Source organism: Microvirga zambiensis WSM3693 (assembly GCF_016735695.1).
Lineage (GTDB): Bacteria > Pseudomonadota > Alphaproteobacteria > Rhizobiales > Beijerinckiaceae > Microvirga > Microvirga zambiensis.
In genome coordinates, this window is sequence record NZ_JAERQD010000033.1 from 1 (window position 1) to 22,476 (window position 22,476).

Below are 22,476 nucleotides of genomic sequence, written 5' to 3' on the forward strand. Positions count from 1 at the left end.
ATATAGCCAAGATTGGGAATGATGTCAAGAACAAAGTGAGAACATAACATCACGCTCCCATCCTGCCGCCTCGCCCCTCGTCCCCTCGGCGTCATGGCCGCACTTGGTGCGGCCACCCACGTCTTGAGGAACCGCCGCGCTGGATAAGACGTGGGTGCCCGGGACGAGCCCGGGCATGACGGCGAGGGTTGCGGGGATGCCAGCAGAGGGTGTTGGGAGAGGCTGTCATTCCCGATCAGCAACGGCAGACCACCACAGAAATCGGGTGTCGCCCCTCCATCGGGCTCGCTAGGATGGCCTTCAATCAGGGATGAAAGTCATGCTGAATACATTGCGCGACATCACCATCGAACCGGGCGCCATCACGGTGCCGGACGAGCCGCATTCGGATTACGAGCGGGTGCGGCGGATCATTGCGTTCATCTCGGAGCGCTGGCGCGAGCAGCCTTCGCTGGAGGCGATCGCGGACCATGTCGGCCTCTCCACCACCCATGTGCACCATCTCTTCCGGCGCTGGGCGGGGCTGAGCCCAAAAGCCTTCCTGCAGGCGCTGACCCTCGACAACGCCAAGGCGCTGCTCTCGGATTCCGCGAGCGTGCTCGATGCCACCTACGAGGTCGGTCTCTCCGGCCCGGCCCGGCTGCATGACCTCTTCGTCACCCACGAGGCGATGACGCCGGGCGACTACAAGGCGGCCGGCGCAGGCCTCGTCATGCGCTACGGCTTCCACCCCTCCCCCTTCGGCGAGGCGGTGCTGATCGCCACCGACCGCGGTCTTGCCGGCCTCGGCTTCGTGGACGACGGCGACCGGCAGGCGGCGCTTGCGGATCTCACCCGCCGCTGGCCCAAGGCATCTTATGTGGAGGACGAGGCCGCCACCGCCACGCTCGCCCGGCGCGTCTTCAACCCTTCGCAATGGCAGGAGGAGCAGCCCCTGCGGGTCGTGCTCATCGGCACGGATTTCGAGGTCCGGGTCTGGCAGACCCTGCTGCGCATTCCCCGCGACAGGGCCACCACCTATTCCGACATTGCCCGCCATATCGGCAAGCCCGCCGCCTGCCGGGCCGTGGGTGCCGCGGTGGGCAAGAACCCGGTCTCCTTCGTCGTCCCCTGCCACCGGGTGCTCGGCCGCTCCGGCGCGCTGACCGGCTACCATTGGGGCCTCACCCGCAAGCAGGCGATTTTGGGCTGGGAGGCAGGGCAGAGCGCGAGCCGGAAGGCGGCTTAAGGCCCTCTTTCCCCACCGGTTCCGACAAGGCCGAGCCGCAGCCTGATCAGGGCTGCGGCGCCGGGGGGCAGGACGGCGCATTGGGTGACATGGAACCAGCTGTTGTCGACCCGCTGGTAGGTCCGGCCGCACCAATGGCCGCCATTCGTCTCGCCGGTATCGTCTGCAAGCGCGCGGTATTGGATAGTATAGCCCGGCACCTCGACCCAATCTCCGTCGACGAGCATCCATACGCCGGTCGGCGTGACGCGATAGCGCGCCGGCCGGCAATCCTTGCCGTTGCAGCAGCTGTTGCCCCACGAATCCGTGAGATGCGAGTAGATGTCGTGGGCGGCAGCCGGTTGATTGAGCCCAATCGCAAGAAGGATCGCCGGGAGGAAAAGCCTGATCGACATGGGCCGCTTCCACAGGGGACAGGTTTGCGGCGCTCATTGGAGCGTCGAAGAAACGCGATGAAACCCCATCCTACCTCAGGGCGAGGCGGCGGGCACGCGGGAATGGACGAGCCCCTAAGAGCATCCTCGGTTTCGCTACAGGCGGCGGGCGATCTGTGGTAATCTTCTGGCCGCAACAGGGGATCCAGGATCCCATGACGGGAGGGCGCCATCATGAAATGGCCGGTCCATCTCCTCTCTGGCATGTTGGTTGCGTTTTCCATTCCAGGTTCCGGATATGCAGGCGAGCTGCACGATGCCGTGCTCGCCGGGAAGGCAGATGCCGTTGAAGCCCTGCTTGTGGCCGGCGCCGACATCAACGATCCGGGGGACCTTGGATCGCCTCTTCATCTCGCCGCATTCGACGGCAATGTCGAAATAGCCAAGCTCCTGATCGCCAAACATGCCGACGTCAACGGGCGGCAGGAGCGAGACGGGTCTTATCCTTTGCATGTGGCGGCCAACTACAATCATCCCGACATCGTGGCGCTGCTCCTGGACAATGGCGCCCGGATCGATGCCCGCGATGCCAGCGAGAGAACCCCGCTCCTCGTGGTGGCGCGGTTGGGCTATCTCGACGTGGCCAAGCTGCTGTTGGCCAAAGGCGCCGACGTGAATGCACGGAATGCGAGCAGCATCACGCCTGTGCACCAGGCCGTCCTGAACGGTAAGATCGACATGCTGAGGCTGCTGCTCGACGCCCGTCCCGATCTTGAAGCCGCAAACCAGAACGGCGAGACGCCGCTGCATGTGGCGGCCTGGGTCGGCTCCACGGACGCGATCGAGCTTCTCGCCGCGAAGGGCGCCAAGCTGCAATCGCGGCGGCCGGACGGCCTGACGCCGATGCTGGAGGCCCAGGGCAGCCAGCATCCGGAAGCCGCGGACCTCCTGCGCCGGCTCGGAGCGACCGAATAGGAGGCTCGTCCGGCTCCTCCGGATGCAGCTATAGGCTCCGGGTTCCGCTTACACGGCCCCGGAATGACAGGGGGAGGGCTTGACGCCGACCGATTGCAACAAGATCCTCTCCTCCGTCCATCGCATGCAGGGTGGTCCCCGGTGGCCTACTACGTCTATATCCTGGCCAGTCGCCGCCATGGCACGCTCTATCTCGGCGTCACCAACGATCTGCCGCGCCGGGTGAACGAGCACAGAAGCAAGGTTATTCCCGGCTTTTCGGCCGAATACGACGTCACGCGTCTGGTATGGTATGAGACCTACGAGCGCATCGACGAGGCCATCACACGGGAAAAGAGCCTCAAGAAATGGCGGCGCGACTGGAAGATCCGCCTCATCGAGGACATGAACCCGGACTGGTCCGATCTGTACCCGCTCCTGAACCGATAACCCCCCCCGCCGTCATTCCGGGGCGCCGAAGGCGAACCCGGAACCCATAGCCGCCAAGGTTGCAGAACAAGACGGCGAGCGCCCAGCTCTCTTCGGAAATGTCACGGTTATGGGTTCCGGGTTCCGCTGCGCGGCCCCGGAATGACGGCGGGGCCTCCGGGCCGAATTCTCCAAAATAGGAGATTTTTCCAGTGTTTTGGGGAATTCCATAAAATTGCATATTTGATCTGCCGTCTGGGATGAAGGCGGCTTCATGAGATCATTCGAACCGACGCAGCAGGACAAGCTTTGCATGCTGCTCAGGCACGCCCGGAAAAAGGCTGGCCTCACGCAGATCCAACTGGAAAAGCGTCTTCGCACTTATAAAGGCTATGTCAGCAAGTACGAAAGCGGCGAGCGGGAGCTTACTTTGAGGGAGTTTATCGACATTGCCGAAGCTCTGGGCGTCGATCCCCTCTCCCTCATGAAGTCCAACCAGTGACAAGATCCTGGAAACTCTCCCGCGAAGCCGCGTTATGGCGCCGCCTCGACCCCGTTCAGGCCACCCGGATCATGGCCGATTGCTACGGCGAAGGCGCAGGCGCGGAGGTGCTGCTGCGGGCGTTCCTGGAGGAGCGGGACAGGAACCCGGTTGCGGTGCGGTTCTGGCTCAGGGTCCATGCCCTCCTGAACCGATAAAAACCACCCGCCGTCATTCCGGGGCGCCGAAGGCGAACCCGGAACCCATAGCCGCCAAGGCTGCAGAACAAGACGGCGAACGTCCAGCTCTCTTCGGAAAAGCCGCGGGTATGGGTTCCGGGTTCCGCTTACGCGGCCCCGGAATGACGGTGGGGGGCCTCCGATCGGACGAAATGCCCCAAACAAGGCCTCAACTTCGTCTTGCACCCCCCAAATCCCCTTCTTATATCAGCGCCAGCATGGGACATGGCTCGGCTTGAGGCGGTCCCGGCATTTCGTCAGCAACATCCAGTAAGCCATGGGCCGGGCTGCTTTTAGGGCCCGGCGGTCTGCTTGAAAGTGAGGGATCCCGCCATGGGTAAGGTCATCGGTATCGACCTCGGCACTACCAATTCCTGCGTCGCTGTCATGGAAGGCACGACGCCCAAAGTTATCGAAAACGCGGAAGGCGCCCGGACGACCCCGTCCATCGTGGCCTTCACGGACGAAGGCGAGCGCCTCGTCGGCCAGCCGGCCAAGCGCCAGGCGGTCACGAACCCGTCGCGCACGTTTTTCGCCATCAAGCGCCTGATCGGGCGCACCTTCGACGATCCCATGACCAAGAAGGACATGGGCCTCGTTCCCTATCACATCATCAAGGGTTCGAACGGCGACGCCTGGGTCGAGGCCGACGGCAAGCAGTATTCGCCCTCGCAGATCTCCGCCTTCACCCTGCAGAAGATGAAGGAGACCGCCGAGTCCTATCTCGGGCAGCCGGTCACCCAGGCCGTCATCACGGTTCCGGCCTACTTCAACGACGCTCAGCGTCAGGCGACCAAGGACGCCGGCAAGATCGCCGGCCTCGAGGTCCTGCGCATCATCAACGAGCCGACTGCGGCTGCCCTGGCCTATGGCCTGGACAAGAAGCAGACCGGCATGATCGCGGTCTACGATCTGGGCGGCGGCACTTTCGACGTGTCGGTCCTCGAGATCGGCGACGGCGTGTTCGAGGTGAAGTCGACCAACGGCGATACCTTCCTCGGCGGTGAAGACTTCGACATGCGCCTCGTCGAGTACCTCGCGGCCGAGTTCAAGAAGGAGCAGGGCATCGACCTGACCAAGGACAAGCTCGCCCTGCAGCGCCTGAAGGAGGCGGCCGAGAAGGCCAAGATCGAGCTCTCCTCGGCTAGCCAGACCGAGATCAACCTGCCCTACATCACGGCCGATGCCTCCGGTCCGAAGCACCTGGCGCTGAAGCTGTCGCGCGCCAAGTTCGAGCAGCTCGTGGACGACCTCGTCCAGAAGACCATCGAGCCCTGCCGCAAGGCCCTCAAGGATGCCGGCATCTCGCCCGGCGACATCGACGAGGTGGTCCTGGTCGGCGGCATGACCCGCATGCCGAAGATCCAGGAAGTGGTCAAAACCTTCTTCGGCAAGGAGCCCCACAAGGGCGTCAACCCGGATGAGGTCGTGGCCATCGGCGCCGCCATCCAGGCCGGCGTGCTCCAGGGCGACGTGAAGGACGTTCTGCTCCTCGACGTGACCCCGCTCTCGCTCGGCATCGAGACGCTCGGCGGCGTGTTCACCCGTCTGATCGACCGCAACACGACGATCCCGACGAAGAAGAGCCAGGTGTTCTCGACCGCGGAAGACAACCAGAACGCGGTCACCATCCGCGTCTTCCAGGGCGAGCGCGAAATGGCGGCGGACAACAAGCTGCTCGGCCAGTTCGACCTCGTGGGCATTCCGCCGGCACCGCGCGGCGTGCCGCAGATCGAGGTGACCTTCGACATCGACGCGAACGGCATCGTGAACGTCACGGCGAAGGACAAGGCGACCGCCAAGGAGCACCAGATCCGCATCCAGGCGTCCGGCGGCCTTTCCGACGCCGACATCGACAAGATGGTCAAGGACGCCGAGGCCCATGCCGAGGAAGACAAGAAGCGTCGCGAGCTCGTCGAGGCGAAGAACCAGGGCGAGAGCCTGATTCACGCCACGGAGAAGTCGCTCGCCGATTACGGCGACAAGGTCTCCGAGTCCGACAGGCAGGGCATCACCACCGCCATCGACGCCCTGCGCCAGGCTCTTGCGGCTGAGGATTCCGAGGTCGTCAAGGCCCGCACCACGGACCTGATGCAGGCTTCCATGAAGCTGGGCGAGGCCATGTACGCGGCGCAACAGAATGCCGGCGAAGGCGGCGAGCAGCCTGAGGGCGAGGCCGCCCAGAAGGACGACGTCATCGACGCCGACTTCCAGGAAGTCGACGAGGGCGACAAGAAGAAGCGCGCCTGATCGATGGCCGCACTTTGAGGAATTCGGCACCCGGTTTGATGGCCGGGTGCCGTTTTCATGAATGGCCGAAAGGCTGGCACCAAGAATGATGGACGTACCGCCCGATATCCGTGATGCTTTGGCTAAAGATGCCGAGGCCCGTCGCGTCTTCGACAAGCTGCCCCCTTCTCACCGGCGTGAATATCTGCGCTGGATCGAGGAGGCGAAGAAGCCAGAGACGCGATCGAAACGGATCGGCGGCATGATGGAGCGACTGACAGCTCCAGGGGGCGCCTGACATGTCCAAGCGCGATTACTACGAGGTTCTCGGCGTTGCGAGAACCGCGACCGACGCGGAGATGAAATCCGCCTTCCGCAAGCTCGCGATGCAGTACCATCCGGACCGCAATCCGGGCGATCACGAGGCGGAGGTCAAGTTCAAGGAACTGAACGAAGCCTATCAGACCCTCTCCGACGGGCAGAAGCGCGCGGCCTACGACCGTTTCGGCCATGCCGCCTTCGCCAATGGCGGACCCGGCGGCGGCGGACCGGGCTTCGGCGGCGACTTCTCAGACTTCATGTCGGACATCTTCGAGAATTTCTTCGGTGATGCCACCGGACGCGGCGGGCGTGGCCGGAGCACCGGCGGACGCGAGCGCGGCGCCGACATGCGCTACAACCTCGAGATCTCGCTCGACGAGGCCTTCCACGGCAAGAATGCCGAACTCAAGATCCCGACCTCGATCACCTGCGAATCCTGCTCGGGATCGGGCGCGAAGGCGGGCTCCAAGCCCAAGGCCTGCCCCACCTGCGGCGGCGCCGGGCGCGTACGGGCGACGCAAGGGTTCTTCTCCATCGAGCGCACCTGCCCGAACTGCCACGGGCGCGGCGAGGTGATCGACGACCCTTGCGCAGCCTGCGGCGGCGCCGGCAGGGTCACCCGCGAGCGCACGCTCTCGGTCAACATTCCGGCGGGCGTCGAGGACGGCACCCGCATCCGGCTCGCCGGCGAAGGCGAGGCCGGCCTGCGCGGCGGGCCCGCGGGCGATCTCTACATCTTCCTGTCGATCCAGGCCCACCCGTTCTACCAGCGCGACGGGGCGGACCTGTTCTGCCGCGTGCCGATCTCCATGGTGACGGCGGCGCTCGGCGGCGAGTTCAGCGTTCCGACGCTCGGCGGCTCCGAGGCCCTCGTGAAGGTGCCCGAAGGCACCCAGACCGGCAAGCAGTTCCGGCTCAAGGGCAAGGGCATGCCGGTGCTGCGTTCGAGGGACGTGGGCGACCTCTATATCCAGGTTGTTGTGGAAACCCCGCAGAAGCTCACCAAGCGCCAGCGCGAGCTGCTGACGGAGTTCGACCAGGAGTGCTCGAAGGAAAACCATCCTGAAAGTTCAGGCTTTTTCTCGCGCTTCCGGGAGTTTATCGACGGACTCGGTGGATCAACTTAACTTGACGGTCGTTTTCATTGGGTTCTAAAGAACAACCGTGATCCGCCGCGCAAGGGGCTTCCTCAGTGCATCAGTCGTTCCAACGGCCAACCGCCCGGAAAATCCCTCTCAAGAAGGATCGCTTCCAGGATGAGGCCCGGTTCCTGCGCTCCTGGCTCGAACGGCCGCTCGTCGTCGGAGCCGTCACCCCCTCCGGCAAGATTCTGGCTCGGACCATGGCATCCTTCGTGGATCCGCGCATTCCGGGCCCGGTGATCGAGCTCGGCCCCGGCACGGGCCCGGTGACAGATGCCCTGATCCGGCGCGGCGTGGCGCAGGAGCGCCTCGTTCTAATCGAATACAGCCCCGAATTCTGCCAGCTCCTGAAGCGCCGCTTTCCGAAGGCGACGATCATCCAGGGCGATGCCTACGATCTGAAAGAGACGCTCTCCGACATCCTGAAGGAGCCGGCCGCGGCGACCGTGTCGAGCCTGCCGCTCTTCACCAAGCCCATGGATCAGCGTCTCGATCTTCTCGAGGCCGCGCAGGAAGTGATGCATCCGGGCGCGCCCTTCATCCAGTTCACCTATGCGGTGGTCCCGCCGATCCCGGCGCGCTCCAAGAGCTACAAGGCCAGGGCCTCCAACCGGATCTGGCGCAACCTGCCCCCGGCCCGCGTGTGGGTCTACAACAAGGTCAACCATCCATGAGCGCTGCGATGTCTCTTCCGACGAATCCCATTTCCGCAGGAGACATTCGCGACAAGCTCATCATCGGCCTCGACATCCCCTCCGTGGAGGAGGCGCGCGCCGTCGTCACCCGCATCGGGGACGCGGGCACTTTCTATAAGATCGGCTACCAGCTCGCCTACGCCGGCGGCTTCGAGTTCGCCCGCGAGCTGATCGGCCAGGGCAAGAAGGTCTTCCTCGATCTCAAGCTCCACGACATCGGCAACACCGTCGAGGCGGGCGTGCGCTCGGTGGCCAAACTCGGAGCGACGTTCCTCACCGTCCATGCCTATCCGCAGACCATGCGCGCGGCCGTGGCGGGAAAAGCCGGCACGAACTTGAAGATCCTCGCCGTGACGGTGCTGACGTCCTACGACGACAACGACCTCGTCGAGGCGGGCTATGCGCCGGTCTCGGCCGCGGATCTCGTCGCCCGCCGCGCGGGACAGGCCCGTGATCTGAACATCGACGGCATCGTCTGCGCCGCGACCGAAGCGCGAAGCGTGCGCGCCATCGTCGGGCCGGACCGCCTCATCGTCACCCCCGGTATCCGCCCATCCGGCGCGGATGCGGGCGACCAGAAGCGCATCGTCACGCCGGCGGAAGGCATCCGGCTCGGCGCCGACCACCTCGTCGTGGCCCGGCCCATCGTGAAAGCCGCCGATCCCAAGGCGGCGGTGGAAGCCATCGTGCGCGAGATCGCTGAAACGACCGCTTGACGATCGGCCCCTGCCGCCTTTCGCTGCCACATCCCTAACATGAGAGGAGCGCCTCATGCCCAAAGGCTATGTCATTGCCCGCGTCACCGTCACCAATCCCGAGGCTTACGCGGAATACGCGAAGGGCGCGACGGAGGCGATCCGCCAATATGGCGGTCGGCCGCTGGTGCGCGGCGGCGCCTACGAGGCGCTCGAAGGCGAGGCGCGTGCGCGCAACGTGGTGATCGAGTTCGATTCCGTCGAGCAGGCCAGGACCTACTACAATTCGCCCGAGTATCAGGCCGCCAAGGCCAAGCGCGAAGGCGCCTGCGTCGCGGAATTCGTGCTGGTGGAAGGAGCGTAAGCGATGAAGGGCTATTGGATCGGCCGCGTCGACGTCTCGAACCCGGACGCCTACCAGAACTACGTGAAGGCGAATGCGGTGCCCTTCGCCAAATACGGCGCCCGCTTCCTGGTGCGCGGCGGCACCTACCGCGTGGCCGAAGGCGGCGCACGCGCCCGCAACGTTGTGATCGAATTCCCGTCCTATCAGGCGGCGCTGGAATGCTGGGACTCGCCGGAGTACCAGGCCGCCAAGGCCGAGCGCGACGGCCACGCGGTGGCGGACATCATCATCATTGAGGGCTACGAGGGCCCGCAGCCGGGCTAACTTTTCAAACGTCATGGCCGGGCTTGTCCCGGCCATCCCGATAAGGTGAAGCGTCGCGCTTTTCCAATCGGGATCACCGGCACAAGGCCGGTGATGACGTAGAGGGTATCATTCCCGGCCGGAGCGCAGCGGAGGGGAAGTGAATCCATACGCTGCGCCTGATCGTGGATCCCCTTCCCGGTCCTGCGGACCGCCGGGGATGACAGGAGGAGCACGATCCTCAGCGCTTCTCAGCGGCATCCCGAGCCGCTATACCCGGACCCCGTGACAACAGGAGAGCTGGCATGAGCGAGATGCGACTTGTCGTGGTGGGAGCCGCCGGACGCATGGGGCGCATGCTCATCAAAGCGGTCGCCGAGACGGAGGGCTGCACCCTCGTCGGCGCCATCGAGCGCGAAGGCTCGGCCGCTCTCGGCCACGACGCCGGGCTGCTCGCGGGAGTGGGCCTGCTCGACGTGGACGTGACCGACGATCCGCTGCCCGTCTTCGCCCAGGCCGACGGCGTGCTCGACTTCACGGCGCCCGCCGCCACCACCGCCTTCGCGGCGCTCGCCGCCCAGGCGCGCATCGTCCACGTGATCGGCACCACGGGCCTGCAGGAAGCCGATTTCACCAAGCTCGAAGCGGCCGCGCGCCACGCGCGCATCGTCCAGTCCGGCAACATGTCCCTCGGCGTCAACCTGCTCGCGGGCCTCGTGCGCAAGGTCGCCGCGACCCTGGGCGAGGACTTCGACATCGAGATCCTGGAAATGCACCATCGCATGAAGGTGGACGCGCCTTCGGGCACCGCGCTCCTCCTCGGCGAGGCGGCGGCGGAGGGCCGTCAGATCTCGCTGAAAGATCGTTCGGTGCGCAGCCGCGACGGGCATACCGGCGCGCGCAATCCCGGCGACATCGGATTCGCGACCCTGCGCGGCGGTACGGTGGTGGGTGAGCATTCGGTGATTTTTGCGGGCGCCGGCGAGCGTCTGGAGCTCGGACACCGGGCCGAGGACCGCAGCATTTTCGCCCGCGGCGCTGTAAAAGCCGCTCTCTGGGGCTTCGACAAGAAGCCCGGCTACTACACCATGGCCGATGTTCTGGGGCTCGATCGGCTTTAGCGCGTCTTCCCTCCCCCTTGCGGGGAGGGATCGAGGGTGGGGGTCGGAAAGTCAGTACGCTTCACTTGATCTAGTAAGGTACAGGATCAATACAGCCCCTGACTCTGAACCTCGCTCACCCCGTCGCACCACCCCCACCCTATCCCTCCCCGCAAGGGGGAGGGCATCACAGCGGAGAACTTCCAGCATGAACCGCCTTCTTGTGCTTGCCCGCCACGGCCAGAGCGAATGGAACCTCAAGAACCTGTTTACGGGGTGGAAGGATCCGGGGCTCACCGATCTCGGCATCGAGGAGGCGCGCAATGCCGGCCGTCGCCTGAAGGAAATGGGCGTGCAGTTCGACGTCGCCTTCACCTCCGATCTCGGCCGGGCGCAACGCACCTGCAAGCTGATCCTGGAAGAGATCGGCCAGCCCGATCTCAAGACCATCGCGAACCAGGCCCTGAATGAGCGCGATTACGGCGATCTCGCGGGCCTCAACAAGGACGATGCCCGCGCCCGCTGGGGCGAAGAGCAGGTCCATGTCTGGCGCCGCTCCTACGACGTTCCGCCTCCCGGCGGCGAGAGCCTGAAGGACACGGTCGCCCGCGTGCTGCCCTATTACATCCGCGAGATCCTGCCCCGGGTGATGCGCGGCGAGCGCGTGCTGGTGGCGGCCCACGGCAATTCGCTGCGCGCCCTCGTGATGGTGCTCGACGGCCTGACCTCCGAGACCATCCCGAGCCTCGAACTCGCCACCGGCATCCCGCTGATCTACGACCTCAATGACGACACCACCGTCGCGAGCAAGAAGGTGCTGGAGGGGTAACCGTTCCCACATCCTCACACGTCATGGCCGCACTTGTTGCGGCCACCCACGTCTTGGGAGCCGCAGTGCTGCAAAGACGTGGGTCCCCGGGACAAGCCCGGGGATGACGGCGGAGGGGATGACGCGAACGGCGGCGGCCTGCAAAATCATATCATGTCCCCCCTCACCCTCGCCCCCGGCCTCACCTACTACCCGGACTATCTCGACCGCCCGGCGCAGGAGCGGCTGCTCCAGAGCCTGCGCGAGATCACGCGGGATGCACCTCTCTTCACCCCGCGCATGCCGCGCACGGGAAAACCGTTCTCGGTGCGCATGACCAATTGCGGGCGGCTGGGCTGGGTGTCCGATGTGGACGGCTATCGCTATCAGCCGACCCATCCCGAGACGGGACGGCCCTGGCCCGCCATGCCGGATCAGGTGCTGCGCGCCTGGGAGGAGTTGAGCGGCTATCCGCACCCGCCCGATGCGTGCCTGATCAATTTCTACGAGCCCTCGGCTCGCATGGGGTTGCACCAGGACAAGGACGAGGAGGAGTTCGCAGCGCCCGTCGTCTCGCTCTCCCTCGGGGACACGGCCCTCTTCCGCTATGGCGGTATGGAGCGCAAGGATCCGACGAAATCGATCAGGCTCCGCTCCGGTGACGCGATCGTGTTCGGCGGGCCTGCGCGCCTGATCTATCATGGCATCGACCGGCTGAGTGCGGGCAGCTCGGACCTGCTGCCGCAGGGCGGACGCCTCAATCTCACCTTGCGCAAGGTGGAGAAGCCGCTTTAGCTTCGAAAGATCATTGGAGGGGCATCGATGAGAGCTTTCGCCGCCGCCGCACTAGGACTGCTTCTGTCGGTGCCGACGGCCTTCGCGGCCGAGCCTGTCTATCCGCCCGCCTCGCGGATCGGCATCGTGCCGCCGGAGGACATGATGGTGTCGAAGCGCTTTTCCGGCTTCGAGAACCCGGAAAAGGCCGCGGCGATCAATTTCGTGGAAATGCCGGCCGACGCCTATCCGGCGCTTGTCAACGGGCTGACCAAGGACGCCTTGAAGCGCCAGGGCATGAGCGAGACCTCGCGCGAGAACCTGAAGCTCGGCACGCGGACGGGAATCCTGATCGGCGGCACCATGAGCGGCCCCGTGCAGGGCCGCAAATGGGTGATGGCGGTCAAGGATCCGGGCGTCACCGCACTCATCATCGCGCAGGTGCGCGGCGGCGCGGACGGATACAGCGAGGCGCAGATGCGCGATGCCCTGAAAAGCATCGCCTTGCGCGGCCCCGTCTCCATCGACGAGCAGGTCTCGGCCCTGCCCTTCCGTCTCGGCGACAAGGCGGGCTTTCGCCCGGTGCGGGTGATGTCGGGCAACTCGGTCCTGTTCACCGACGGGCCGGAGGACGTGATCAAGGCGGTGGAGCAGCCCATGTTCATCGTCGCGGCCTCCCTCAACGTGCCCGTGCCGCCGGCGGAGCGGCGCGGCCAGTTCGCCCATGCGGCCCTGAACTCGAACCAGATCCTCAAGGACATCAAGGTCGAGCGCTCGGAATCCTTCCGCTTCCGGGGCCAGGACTGGCACGAGATCGTCGCCAAGGCGGTCGAGACGGAATCCGGCCAGCCGATCATCGTGATGCAGACCATCCGTTTCGAGCCCGACCGCTACGTGCGCATGGTCGGCCTTACGAGGGTCGAGCAGCGCGACCGGAACCTGCCACGCTTCCGCAACGTCATCGACGGGATCGAGATCAGTCCCTGATCTTGTGGCCTGGGCTGAGCATCGGATGGGTCCCAAAAGTGCAAATCCACTTATGGGTCCGATGCTCTAATCCCGCGCCGGGAAGGCCGGCAGTGACCAGCCGCGCAGGATCGCGAGCGCGCGCAGGGTGAAGGCGGCGGCAAAGCCTGCCGTGGCGCAGATGAAGGCATCGAGCCCGGCCGCCAGGAGGCTGACCATGACGCCGGCGCCCAGGGCCGCGGCGGTGACGTAGATCTCCTGACGCAGCACGAGGGGCGTCGTTCCGGCAAAGATGTCGCGGATGATGCCGCCGAAGGTGGCGGTGGTGGTGCCGAGCGCGATGGCGGAGAGGGCCGGCACGCCTGCCGCCAGCGCCTTGCCGGTGCCCGTGACGGCGAAGAGGGCCAACCCCAAGGCATCGGCCCAGAGAAGCAGGCGGCCCCGGCGCCCGCCCTCCATCATCGCGACCCGCCTGGGGCCGAGGGCGAAGACCAGCTCCGCCACCACGATGCAGACGAGCACATCCGTCGGATCCCCGACCCAGAAGACCGGCCGGGTGCCGATCAGCAGATCGCGCAGGGTGCCGCCGCCGACGCCGGTGAGCGTGGCGAGAAGCGCGAACCCGAACGGGTCCATGCCCTTGCGGGCTGCCATCAGCGCGCCGGACAGGGCGAAGACGGCGACGCCGATGGATTCGAAGGGGATGCGTTGAAGGAAGTCCACCGAGAACACCTGCCATAAACTCCAGCCTCATCCTGAGGGGCCACGAAGTGGCGTCTCGAAGGAGGACCCAGAGCGCACTGGAGACGCCCTCGTCCTTCGAGACGGCCTGACGGCCTCCTCCGGATGAGGGCTCCTGGGTGTTCGCTTACAGCATTTTCAGGCGCAGCCGCTACCGCCGCGCCTGTAAATCAGGCCGATCGGTTCTTTACTGAGCCGCCGACGGATTGTCTGCCGCCTCGGAGCCGTTGCCGTTCGCCGCGGCCTTCGGGCCGCCGCGGGACACGCCGACCAGGGCCGGGCGCAGGACGCGGTCGCCGATGACGTAGCCGGACTGGACCACCTGCAGAACCGTGCCGTTCGGAACCTCCGCATTGGGGATCTCGAACATGGCCTGATGCAGGTTCGGGTCGAATTTCTGGCCCTGCGGATCGAGCTTCTTGACCCCGTGGCGCTCCAGGTTCTTCAAAAGGTCGCGCTCGGTGAGGTCGATGCCCTCGATCAGGCCCTTGAAGGCGCCCTCGGCGGTGCGGCTCTCCTCCTCCGGCACGCTCTCGATCGCGCGGCGGACGTTGTCGGCCACGTTCAGCATGTCGCGGGCGAAATTGGTCACCGCATAGGTGCGGGCATCCGTGATCTCGCGGGCGGTGCGGCGGCGCAGGTTCTCCATGTCGGCCATCAGGCGCAGGAGCTTGTCCTTCAGATCGGCCTTCTCGGCCTCGAGAACGGCGATCGGATCGGCCTCGGGCGCCGCAGCCGGGGCGGCATCGTTGGCGGGCTCGGCCTGCGGGGCAACGTTCGGGTTTTCCGTGTCGTTCGGATTCATGGTCGACCAACTGTGATGGGATGAGAAAGGTTTCGGCACATATCAGGTTCCTCGGCCCACAAATCAAGCGCTGCGGCGCTGAAGCGGCTCGGTTTCCTCGGCCTTGAACACTTCGAGGAGGGTGCGGGTGATGGTGGCCTGGCGGCCCGCATGGGTGACTTTGGTGCCCGTCAGGTCGGTCACGTAGAACACGTCCACCGCTTTCTCGCCGAAGGTGACGATGTGGGCGGAGGCGATGTTGAGGTTAAGCTTCCCCAGCGCCGTCGTGAGGTCGTAGAGCAGGCCCGGCCGGTCGAGCCCGGAGACCTCGATCACGGTCTGGCGGCTCGACAGGGAATTGTCGATGGTGACCTCCGGCGGCACGTGGAACGCCTTCGAGCGCTCCTTGGCGGGACGCTTGCCGTCGACCAGATCGGCGATCTTCACCTCCCCTTTCAGCGCCCGCTCGATCGCCTTGGCGACCCGCTCGGCCCGGCGCAGCTCGTCCTCGTCCCGATCGAAGGCGCGGGAGAGCACGATGGTATCCAGCGCCACCCCGTCCGTGGTGGTGAAGATCTGGGCGTCGACGATGTTGCCGCCGGACGCCGCGCAGGCGCCGGTGACGATGGCGAGCAGGCGCGGATGGTCCGGGGAAAGAATGGTCAGCTCGGTCACGCCGCGGAACTGGTCGGTCTCGTAGTCCGTCCGCACCGTGTGCCCGGCCTTGTCCGTCTCCCTGAGCAGCCGGGCCTGCTTCGCCCGCCTCGTCTCGTCGGTCTTGAGCCAGTAGCCGGGGGTGTGGCGGGCGGCGTAGGCCTCGAATTCCGCATCCGTCCAGTCGGGCAGTTCGGCGCGCAGCTGATCCTGCGCGATGCGCACCCGCTCGGAACGGGCGAGATCCACCGCCCCGCCGCCGAGAAACACCTCGGTTTCCTGGTAGAGGTTGCGCAGGAGCTGCCCCTTCCAGCCGGTCCAGGTGCCCGGGCCGACGGCCTTGATGTCGGCGATGGTGAGCACGAGCAGGAGCTTCAATCGCTCCATGGTCTGCACCACCTCGGCGAAGCTCTTGATGGTGGCGGGGTCCGAGAGATCGCGGCTCTGGGCCGTGTTCGACATGAGCAGATGATACTCGACGAGCCAGGCCACCGTCTCGGTCTCCGCCTCGGTGAGACCGAAGCGCGGGCCCAGCTTGCGGGCGATGACCGCACCCGCCTCCGAATGATCATGAGGCCGCCCCTTGGCGATGTCGTGCAGGAACACGGCGACGTAGAGCGCCCGGCGGTTGCGGATGGTGGGAAAGATCGCGTTGGCGAGCGGATGCTCGCTGCCGAGCTGCCCCGCCTCGATCTCCGTCAGCACGCCGACGGAGCGGATCAGGTGCTCGTCCACCGTGTAGTGGTGATACATGTTGAACTGCATCATCGCGACGATGCGGCCGAAATCCGGAACGAAGCGTCCGAGCACGCCGGTCTCGTTCATGCGCCGCAGCACCACCTCGGGCGCATTCCTGGAAGTGAGGATTTCCAGAAACAGCTTGTTCGCCTCCGGATCGTTGCGCAGGTTGTGCCCGATGAGCCTGAGCGAGCGGGTGGCGAGCCGCGTCGCATCGGGATGGATCGCGAGGTTGTGCCGGTCGGCAAGCCAGAACAGGCGGATCAGGTTGACCGGATCGCGCTCGAAGGCCTCGTCGCAGGCGACGTTGAGGCGGTTGTTGTCGACGGTGAAGTCGTCACCCACCAGAGCCCCGCCGCGCTGGCGCCGGAAGCGGCCGAACATGCGGTCGAGCATGGGACGGCGCTTCGTCTGGCGCGCTTCGAGTTCGGCGCAGACGATGGCGGTAAGATCGCCCACATCCTTGGCGATGAGAAAGTAGGCCTTCATGAAGCGTTCGACCGCGGACAGGCCGCCCCGCGGCGTGTAACCGATGCGTTCGGCGATGGTGCGCTGAAGATCGAAGGTCAGGCGCTCCTCGGCGCGGCCGGTCTCGAAATGCATGTGGCAGCGTACGCGCCACAAAAACTCCTCGCAGCGCATGAAGAGATTGAACTCTCCTTGCGTGAAGAGGCCTGCCTTCACCAGATCCTTGGGCTCCTTCACCCGGTAGACGTATTTGGCGATCCAGAACAGCGTGTTGAGATCGCGCAAGCCGCCCTTGCCGTCCTTCACGTTCGGCTCGACGAGATAGCGCGACGCGCCCGCTTTGGCGACGCGGGCATCGCGCTCCTTCAGCTTGGCGTCGACGAATTCCGCAGCCGTGGTCGCGACGACCTCCTGGTCGAAGCGCCTCTCCAGATTGTCGAAGAGCTCCCGGTCCCCGAACAGAAATCGCGCCTCGAGCAGCGAAGTGCGGATCGTCATGTCCCCGTGCGCCTCGCGCAGGCATTCCTCCACCGAGCGGGTCGCGTGGCCGACCTTCAGCTTGAGGTCCCAGAGCACGTAGAGCATCGCCTCGACGACGCTCTCGCTCCAGGCGGTCTGCTTGTAGGGCAAGAGGAACAGGAGATCGACATCGGAGCCTGGGGCCAGGGTCCCGCGCCCATAGCCGCCGGTCGCGGCCACCGCGAGGCGCTCCCCGGCGGAAGGATTTGCCGCCGGGTAGAGGTGCCGGACCACCGCGTCATGGACGATCTGCACAAGCTCGTCCATGCGCTCGCAGAGAAGGCGGGCGCAGACGAGGCCGTTATTGCTCTCCTGAAGCTTCTCCTGTGCATCCAGGTGTCCTTGGTCGAGGAGGGCCTTCAGCTCTGGAACAAGTCTGGCGCGCAGATCCGCGGCATCGCGGATCGGCTCGGAACCGAGGTTTTTCAGAACGCTCTTTGAACTGTGGGCGGACATGGAACAACCGTCTGAGAGGAAGTGTTTGACTTATACTCGATCCGCCCTCCGCCCAAGGGCCGAGCGGCATTATGCGCCTCGATGCTTGGGCCGTTCTTTATAGAAGATAGAGTTTGACATAAAAAACGCACGGTTCTATAAACCGGACACGCGCCGATTTGAGCATGCAGATTGCGGGCGCGAAACAAGTGCAGCTAAAGCGCCGGGCGCGCGAAGACCCCAAGGTCCAAGCTCCCATGCGCAGAACATGGGAACGAACAAATGAGCCTGACCCGCCGCCTTCTGATCGCCGCGTCCCTCGCCACCGGCCTCGCCTCCCTCGCCACCGCCGCTTCAGCGCAGGTGAAGGAAATCCGCATCGATTACGCCACCTACAACCCGGTCAGCCTGGTCCTGAAGGACAAGGGCTTCCTCGAGAAGGAACTGGAGAAGGATGGCATCACCGTGCGCTGGGTGCAGTCGCTCGGCTCCAACAAGGCGCTCGAATTCCTCAATGCCGGCTCGATCGATTTCGGCTCGACCGCCGGCGCCGCCGCCCTGATCGGCAAGATCAACGGCAACCCGATCAAGTCGATCTATGTCTATTCCCGTCCCGAATGGACGGCGCTCGTGACCCGCAAGGATACGGGCATCACCAAGGTCGAAGACCTGAAGGGCAAGCGCGTGGCCGTGACCCGCGGCACCGATCCGCACATCTTCCTGGTGCGCGCCCTGCAGGAGGCGAAGCTCACCGAGAAGGACGTGAAGCTCGTTCTGCTCCAGCACCCGGATGGCCGCACCGCTCTCGAGCGCGGCGACGTGGATGCCTGGGCCGGCCTCGATCCGCTGATGGCGGCGGCCGAAGTGGAAGCCGGTGCCCAGCTCTTCTACCGCAATGCGGGCGCCAACACCTGGGGCGTGCTCAACGTCTCCGAATCCTTCGCCAAGGACAACCCGGCCCTCGTGCAGCGCGTGCTCAAGGCCTATGAGGAAGCCCGCAAGTATTCTCTCGCCAACAAGGACGAGCTGAAGAAGACGCTCGTGACCTACACGAAGCTGTCCGACGCCGTGATCGAGCGCCAGCTCGAGCGCACTGAGCTGACCCATTCGGCCATCGGCCAGCCGCAGGCGGATACGATCCTCGCTGCGGGCCTCGCCCTGCAGCAGGCCGGCGTCATCACCCCCGACACCAATGTGCGCGCCGCCGTCGATTCCCTGATCGACCGACGGTTCGCCACCGCATCGCGCTGATGTCTTCATCACGGGAGAGCGCCGTGACAGGCGGAGCTACGAGCCAAGCCTGGTCCTCCCATGAGGGTGCCGCCGCTCTCGCGGCCCCTGACTCAACCGAGAAGAGACGCGCCTTCGACTGGCGCCTCCTTCTCGGCTTTTTGTTGCCCATCGCCATTGCGCTTCTCTGGGAAGCGACCGTTGCCCTCGGCCTCGCTCAAGGGCGCCTCGTGCCGCCGCCGAGCCGCATCATCGCGACGCTCTGGGGCCTCGCCGAGACCGGTGAACTCTGGACCCATGCCTGGATGACGCTCTGGCGCGTTCTCGTCGGCTTCGTCGTCGGGGCCGCCGCCGGCATCGTGCTCGGCGCGCTCTCCGGTTCCAGCCAGACCATGCGGCGCCTGCTCGACCCGACCCTGCAGGCGCTACGCGCCATTCCCTCCATCGCCTGGGTGCCGCTGTTCATTCTCTGGCTCGGCATCTTCGAGGCCTCGAAGGTCGCGCTGATCGCTGTCGGCGTGTTCTTCCCCGTCTATCTCGGCATCGCGGGCGCGATCCTCTCCGTCGACCGCAAGCTCGTGGAGGTCGGCCATGTGTTCCGTCTCTCGCGCGTGCAGCTTGCCCGCCGCATCCTGCTGCCGGCCGTTTTGCCGGAGGCGGTGATCGCCCTGCGCTCAGGCCTCGGCCTCGGCTTCATGTTCGTGGTCGCGGCGGAATTCATGGGCGCATCGGAGGGCCTCGGCTACCTGCTCGTCGACGGACAGCAGATGGGCAAGCCCGACCAGATCCTCGCTGCCATCATCGCCTTCGCGCTGCTGGGCAAGCTCGCCGACAGCCTGCTCGTCGCCGGCACCAAGCCGTTGGTGCGCTGGCAGGACACGGTGCGGGAGAGGTTGTGATGGCGTCTTCACACACTCCGCCGTCATCCCCGGCCTTGTGCCGGGGACCCACGTCTTTGCAGCATGGCGGTTCCCAAGACGTGGGTGGCCGGAACAAGTCCGGCCATGACGCAAGAGGTGTTCCATGCTGAGCCTCGAACATCTCTCCAAGACCTATGCCGACGGCACGCGGGCGCTCTCCGACATCAATCTCACGGTGCAGGAAGGCGAGATCGTCTCGCTGATCGGCGGCTCCGGCTGCGGCAAGACCACGTTGCTGCGCCTCGTCGCTGGCCTCGACCGGGAAAGCGCCGGGCGCATCCGCCTCGACGGCGAGGTGTTGTCGGGTCCGCATTCGGACATCGGCATCGTGTTTCAGGAACCGCGCCTGCTGCCCTGGCTGTCGGTTTTCGACAACATCGCCTTCGGTCTCGACGGGTTGAGCGCCGCCGAGAAGAAGGCGCGCGTGTCGCATGCGCTCGACAAGATCGGCCTCTCCGAACATGCGGATCGCTGGCCGCGCGATCTCTCAGGCGGCCAGCAGCAGCGCGTGTCGATCGCGCGCGCCTTCGTCACCAATCCCAAGGTGCTGCTCCTCGACGAGCCGTTCTCGGCGCTCGACGCCTTCACACGCGCGAGCCTGCACGAGCATCTCTTAAGCCTGTGGGACGAGACGCGCCCGACCGTGGTGCTCGTCACGCACGACGTGCAGGAGGCCGTGACGCTCGCGGACCGCGCCGTCGTGATGCAGCCGAAGCCTGGCCGCATCTTCGACGAATTGCCGCTTACCCTCTCGCGTCCGCGCGACAAGACGGGCCTTCCCTTCGAAACCTCCGTGCGCCGCGTCTTGACTGCGCTCGACCATTCCCTAAAAGCACCTCAGCAGCAGCCCCAGCGCGAACGCGATCGGCAAGCCGCCGCGCTGTGGTGGTAGAAACTCAGCCAAGGACAACATCATGGATGCGACCGCGCTTCGCGCCCTCCAGGCGCCGTTGAAGGACCAGTACCGCAGCGATCCGAATTCCGCCGTAATCACCCTGAAGGCGCAGGGCACCCTCGACGATCAGCACATCGCGTGCAAGGTCGAGACCGGCCGCGCGCTCGCGGTCGCTGGCCTTCATCCGGCCACCGGCGGTTCCGGCGCGGAGCTGTGCTCCGGCGACATGCTGCTCGAGGCCCTCGTCGCCTGCGCAGGCGTGACGCTGAAAGCCGTTGCGACCGCCCTTGAGATCGACCTGCGTCACGGCGCCGTGAAGGCGGAAGGCGACCTCGATTTCCGCGGCACGCTCGGCGTCGACAAGACCGCAGCCGTCGGCTTCAGGAACATCCGTCTTTCCTTCGAGGTCGACACGGATGCGCCGCAGGAGAAGATCGACCAGCTGCTCAAGCTCACCGAACGCTACTGCGTCGTGTTCCAGAGCCTCAACAACAAGCCCGAGCTGAGCGCGACCCTAACGCGGAAGTAGGATTGCCTGCTTGCTCGCTCGGTTCGTTGAATTCCTCCACGTCATGGCCGGGCTTGTCCCGGCCATCTCGATTTGATGGGCGCAGCGTCCTTCGTATCGGGATCACCGGCACAAGGCCGGTGACGACGTGGTGTGATGATCGGGATAGGTCGAGGACGCTGAAATGACGTCAGTTTCCCGCCACCAAGGTTCTTGGCGCGCCGCTGATTGCAACGGCAGCGCCACCACGGATCTCCTGCACCGTGAGCGAGCGATTGTTGGTGCCGTCCGGGTTGAAGCGGAAGACACCGTCGGCGCCGGCGAAGCCCGCCGGATTGGTGAGCACCGCCTCGCTGTACCCCTGCCCACCCTGCATCCGCGCGAGCGCTGCGGCGAGCGTCACGGCATCGTAGGAGAGCGTCGCAAGACGGATCGGATCGGTGTTGAAGCGCGCGCGGTAGCGTTCGGCGAAGGCTTCGAAACCGCGATTGTCGGGGGCGGCGAACCAGCCGCCCTGAAGCGCAGGAAGCCCAAGCACGCGCGGCTCGTTCCACACGCCGGTGCCGAGCGGCTTGACGCGCATGGGATCGAAGCCCGCCATCTGCAGGGCCTGCGCGACGGCGGGAAGCCCGTCGCCGTTATCGGGGATGAAGAGCGTATCGGCCTGAGGCGCCGCGCCGCCGATGACATGCGCCATACGCTGCACGCCCACTTGCGGCTGTCCCGGCGGATAATGCTCGAGGGCGACGAGGCGGATGCCCTGGCGCGAAGCCGCCTGCTGCAGCCGCGCCTCGGCCACGCGGCCGTATTGCGTGTCGGGGATCAGGGCCGCCATGGAGCGCCGGCCCTGGGATGCCGCGAAAGAAACGATGCGCTCGACCTCCTCCTGCACAAGGAAGCTCAGGAGATAGACGCTCTGGCTGGCGACGGCCGCATCGGAGGAGAAGCCGATGACGGGCTTAGCCCGCTCGCGCGCCGCCTGCCCCGCCGCCTGGACGGAACCGGAAAAGAGCGGGCCGACGATGAGCTCGGCGCCCTCCGCCAGGGCCTGCTGCGCGGCGGCCTGCGCCCCTTCGGGCGTGCCGAGATCATCCTTGACCAGAAGCGTGATGTCGGAGCTCTGGAACTCGCCGAGCGCCAGCTCGGCGGCGTTGCGCATGCTCTGCGCCACGACGGCCCCCTGCCCCGGCCCGGTCATGGGCAGGATCAGGGCGACCTTGACGGGTCCGGAGCCGATGCGGTCTCCGCCACCGAGCGGCGCGCCGGGCGGTGGCCCCGCAGCGTAGGCCGGCTCGGTCTGTGCCGGAGCGGAAGCGGGCTGGTTCGCCTTTCGCGGCGACGAGAACCGGCTCGATCCGACGCATCCGGCAAGGGCGAGCGACCCGATGAGAACCGCAACCCATGCAATGCGGCCCGCAGGCCTTCTGGCTGTATTCAACCTTACGAGCGCCATCTCCACCCCCTCTGGAAACAGCTTCAGTCACGGGTGAAGCGTGGCAG

Annotated in this window: 25 protein-coding genes; 20 read left to right on the top strand and 5 right to left on the bottom strand. The window is 65.7% G+C overall.

Annotated elements, in window-relative coordinates; translation table 11 throughout:
- Positions 1-319: 319 nt before the first annotated feature.
- The gene (locus JKL46_RS21650) at positions 320-1,228 is read left to right on the top strand and encodes a methylated-DNA--[protein]-cysteine S-methyltransferase (RefSeq protein ID WP_201837235.1); all 909 of its coding nucleotides are present in this window, start codon (positions 320-322) and stop codon (positions 1,226-1,228) included.
- Here JKL46_RS21650 and JKL46_RS21655 read toward each other — a convergent pair.
- The gene (locus JKL46_RS21655) at positions 1,225-1,623 is read right to left on the bottom strand and encodes a hypothetical protein (protein ID WP_201837237.1); all 399 of its coding nucleotides are present in this window, start codon (positions 1,621-1,623) and stop codon (positions 1,225-1,227) included. The two genes, JKL46_RS21650 and JKL46_RS21655, sit on opposite strands and share 4 nt — an antisense overlap.
- A 213-nt stretch (positions 1,624-1,836) precedes the next feature.
- On the opposite strand from JKL46_RS21655, the gene JKL46_RS21660 reads away from it, so the two are divergent.
- The 15 genes from JKL46_RS21660 to JKL46_RS21730 all read left to right on the top strand — a co-directional run bounded on the left by JKL46_RS21660 (position 1,837) and on the right by JKL46_RS21730 (position 13,105).
- Positions 1,837-2,577, top strand: coding sequence for an ankyrin repeat domain-containing protein (locus JKL46_RS21660; protein ID WP_201837239.1), 741 nt, complete (start codon positions 1,837-1,839; stop codon positions 2,575-2,577).
- A 141-nt stretch (positions 2,578-2,718) separates the two neighbouring features.
- Complete coding sequence (locus JKL46_RS21665) at positions 2,719-3,006, top strand: GIY-YIG nuclease family protein (protein WP_201837241.1); 288 nt, start codon at positions 2,719-2,721, stop codon at positions 3,004-3,006.
- A 292-nt stretch (positions 3,007-3,298) separates the two neighbouring features.
- Positions 3,299-3,487, top strand: coding sequence for a helix-turn-helix domain-containing protein (locus JKL46_RS21670; protein WP_246529447.1), 189 nt, complete (start codon positions 3,299-3,301; stop codon positions 3,485-3,487).
- Positions 3,484-3,684, top strand: a complete 201-nt coding sequence (locus JKL46_RS21675) for a hypothetical protein (protein ID WP_201837245.1) — start codon at positions 3,484-3,486, stop codon at positions 3,682-3,684. Before JKL46_RS21670 ends, JKL46_RS21675 begins: the two co-directional genes overlap by 4 nt.
- A gap of 354 nt (positions 3,685-4,038) precedes the next feature.
- Positions 4,039-5,955 (top strand): molecular chaperone DnaK, encoded by a 1,917-nt coding sequence (gene dnaK / locus JKL46_RS21680; RefSeq protein WP_201837247.1) that lies wholly within the window; start codon positions 4,039-4,041, stop codon positions 5,953-5,955.
- Between the two features lie 85 nt (positions 5,956-6,040).
- Positions 6,041-6,232: a YdeI/OmpD-associated family protein gene (locus JKL46_RS21685; RefSeq protein WP_201837249.1), complete on the top strand. Its 192-nt coding sequence runs from the start codon at positions 6,041-6,043 to the stop codon at positions 6,230-6,232.
- A gap of 1 nt (position 6,233) precedes the next feature.
- On the top strand, positions 6,234-7,382 hold the full coding sequence (gene dnaJ / locus JKL46_RS21690) for a molecular chaperone DnaJ (RefSeq protein ID WP_201837251.1): 1,149 nt from the start codon (positions 6,234-6,236) through the stop codon (positions 7,380-7,382).
- Positions 7,383-7,447: 65 nt separating this feature from the next.
- A complete protein-coding gene (locus JKL46_RS21695) occupies positions 7,448-8,071 on the top strand; it encodes a methyltransferase domain-containing protein (RefSeq protein WP_201837253.1) in 624 nt (207 codons plus the stop codon).
- Positions 8,072-8,079: 8 nt separating this feature from the next.
- Positions 8,080-8,808: an orotidine-5'-phosphate decarboxylase gene (gene pyrF, locus JKL46_RS21700; RefSeq protein WP_246529448.1), complete on the top strand. Its 729-nt coding sequence runs from the start codon at positions 8,080-8,082 to the stop codon at positions 8,806-8,808.
- A gap of 55 nt (positions 8,809-8,863) precedes the next feature.
- Positions 8,864-9,151 carry a DUF1330 domain-containing protein gene (locus tag JKL46_RS21705; RefSeq protein WP_201837257.1) on the top strand — a complete coding sequence of 96 codons (288 nt, stop codon included), beginning with the start codon at positions 8,864-8,866 and terminating at the stop codon, positions 9,149-9,151.
- Positions 9,152-9,154: 3 nt separating this feature from the next.
- Complete coding sequence (locus JKL46_RS21710; RefSeq protein ID WP_099510742.1) at positions 9,155-9,457, top strand: DUF1330 domain-containing protein; 303 nt, start codon at positions 9,155-9,157, stop codon at positions 9,455-9,457.
- A gap of 293 nt (positions 9,458-9,750) precedes the next feature.
- Complete coding sequence (dapB, locus tag JKL46_RS21715) at positions 9,751-10,557, top strand: 4-hydroxy-tetrahydrodipicolinate reductase (RefSeq protein WP_201837382.1); 807 nt, start codon at positions 9,751-9,753, stop codon at positions 10,555-10,557.
- A gap of 187 nt (positions 10,558-10,744) precedes the next feature.
- On the top strand, positions 10,745-11,365 hold the full coding sequence (locus JKL46_RS21720) for a 2,3-bisphosphoglycerate-dependent phosphoglycerate mutase (protein WP_201837259.1): 621 nt from the start codon (positions 10,745-10,747) through the stop codon (positions 11,363-11,365).
- A gap of 153 nt (positions 11,366-11,518) precedes the next feature.
- A complete protein-coding gene (locus JKL46_RS21725) occupies positions 11,519-12,139 on the top strand; it encodes an alpha-ketoglutarate-dependent dioxygenase AlkB family protein (RefSeq protein ID WP_201837261.1) in 621 nt (206 codons plus the stop codon).
- 27 nt (positions 12,140-12,166) lie between these two features.
- A complete protein-coding gene (locus tag JKL46_RS21730; RefSeq protein ID WP_201837263.1) occupies positions 12,167-13,105 on the top strand; it encodes a hypothetical protein in 939 nt (312 codons plus the stop codon).
- Positions 13,106-13,171: 66 nt separating this feature from the next.
- On the opposite strand, the gene JKL46_RS21735 is transcribed toward JKL46_RS21730, so the two are convergent.
- The 3 genes from JKL46_RS21735 to JKL46_RS21745 all read right to left on the bottom strand — a co-directional run bounded on the left by JKL46_RS21735 (position 13,172) and on the right by JKL46_RS21745 (position 17,444).
- Positions 13,172-13,807, bottom strand: coding sequence for a trimeric intracellular cation channel family protein (locus JKL46_RS21735; RefSeq protein ID WP_343074091.1), 636 nt, complete (start codon positions 13,805-13,807; stop codon positions 13,172-13,174).
- A gap of 205 nt (positions 13,808-14,012) precedes the next feature.
- A complete protein-coding gene (gene grpE / locus JKL46_RS21740; protein ID WP_201837386.1) occupies positions 14,013-14,630 on the bottom strand; it encodes a nucleotide exchange factor GrpE in 618 nt (205 codons plus the stop codon).
- A gap of 63 nt (positions 14,631-14,693) precedes the next feature.
- The gene (locus JKL46_RS21745) at positions 14,694-17,444 is read right to left on the bottom strand and encodes a [protein-PII] uridylyltransferase (RefSeq protein WP_201837265.1); all 2,751 of its coding nucleotides are present in this window, start codon (positions 17,442-17,444) and stop codon (positions 14,694-14,696) included.
- A gap of 261 nt (positions 17,445-17,705) precedes the next feature.
- Here JKL46_RS21745 and JKL46_RS21750 point away from each other — a divergent pair, with 261 nt between their 5' ends.
- The 4 genes from JKL46_RS21750 (at position 17,706) to JKL46_RS21765 (ending at position 20,997) form a co-directional block, all read left to right on the top strand.
- A complete protein-coding gene (locus JKL46_RS21750) occupies positions 17,706-18,674 on the top strand; it encodes an aliphatic sulfonate ABC transporter substrate-binding protein (protein WP_201837268.1) in 969 nt (322 codons plus the stop codon).
- A gap of 23 nt (positions 18,675-18,697) precedes the next feature.
- Positions 18,698-19,552, top strand: coding sequence for an ABC transporter permease subunit (locus JKL46_RS21755; protein ID WP_201837270.1), 855 nt, complete (start codon positions 18,698-18,700; stop codon positions 19,550-19,552).
- A gap of 124 nt (positions 19,553-19,676) precedes the next feature.
- Positions 19,677-20,465, top strand: a complete 789-nt coding sequence (locus JKL46_RS21760) for an ABC transporter ATP-binding protein (protein WP_201837272.1) — start codon at positions 19,677-19,679, stop codon at positions 20,463-20,465.
- A 22-nt stretch (positions 20,466-20,487) separates the two neighbouring features.
- Positions 20,488-20,997: an OsmC family protein gene (locus tag JKL46_RS21765; RefSeq protein WP_201837274.1), complete on the top strand. Its 510-nt coding sequence runs from the start codon at positions 20,488-20,490 to the stop codon at positions 20,995-20,997.
- A gap of 169 nt (positions 20,998-21,166) precedes the next feature.
- Here JKL46_RS21765 and JKL46_RS21770 read toward each other — a convergent pair whose 3' ends face one another.
- Positions 21,167-22,429, bottom strand: a complete 1,263-nt coding sequence (locus JKL46_RS21770; protein ID WP_201837276.1) for a penicillin-binding protein activator — start codon at positions 22,427-22,429, stop codon at positions 21,167-21,169.
- Positions 22,430-22,476 lie beyond the last annotated feature (47 nt).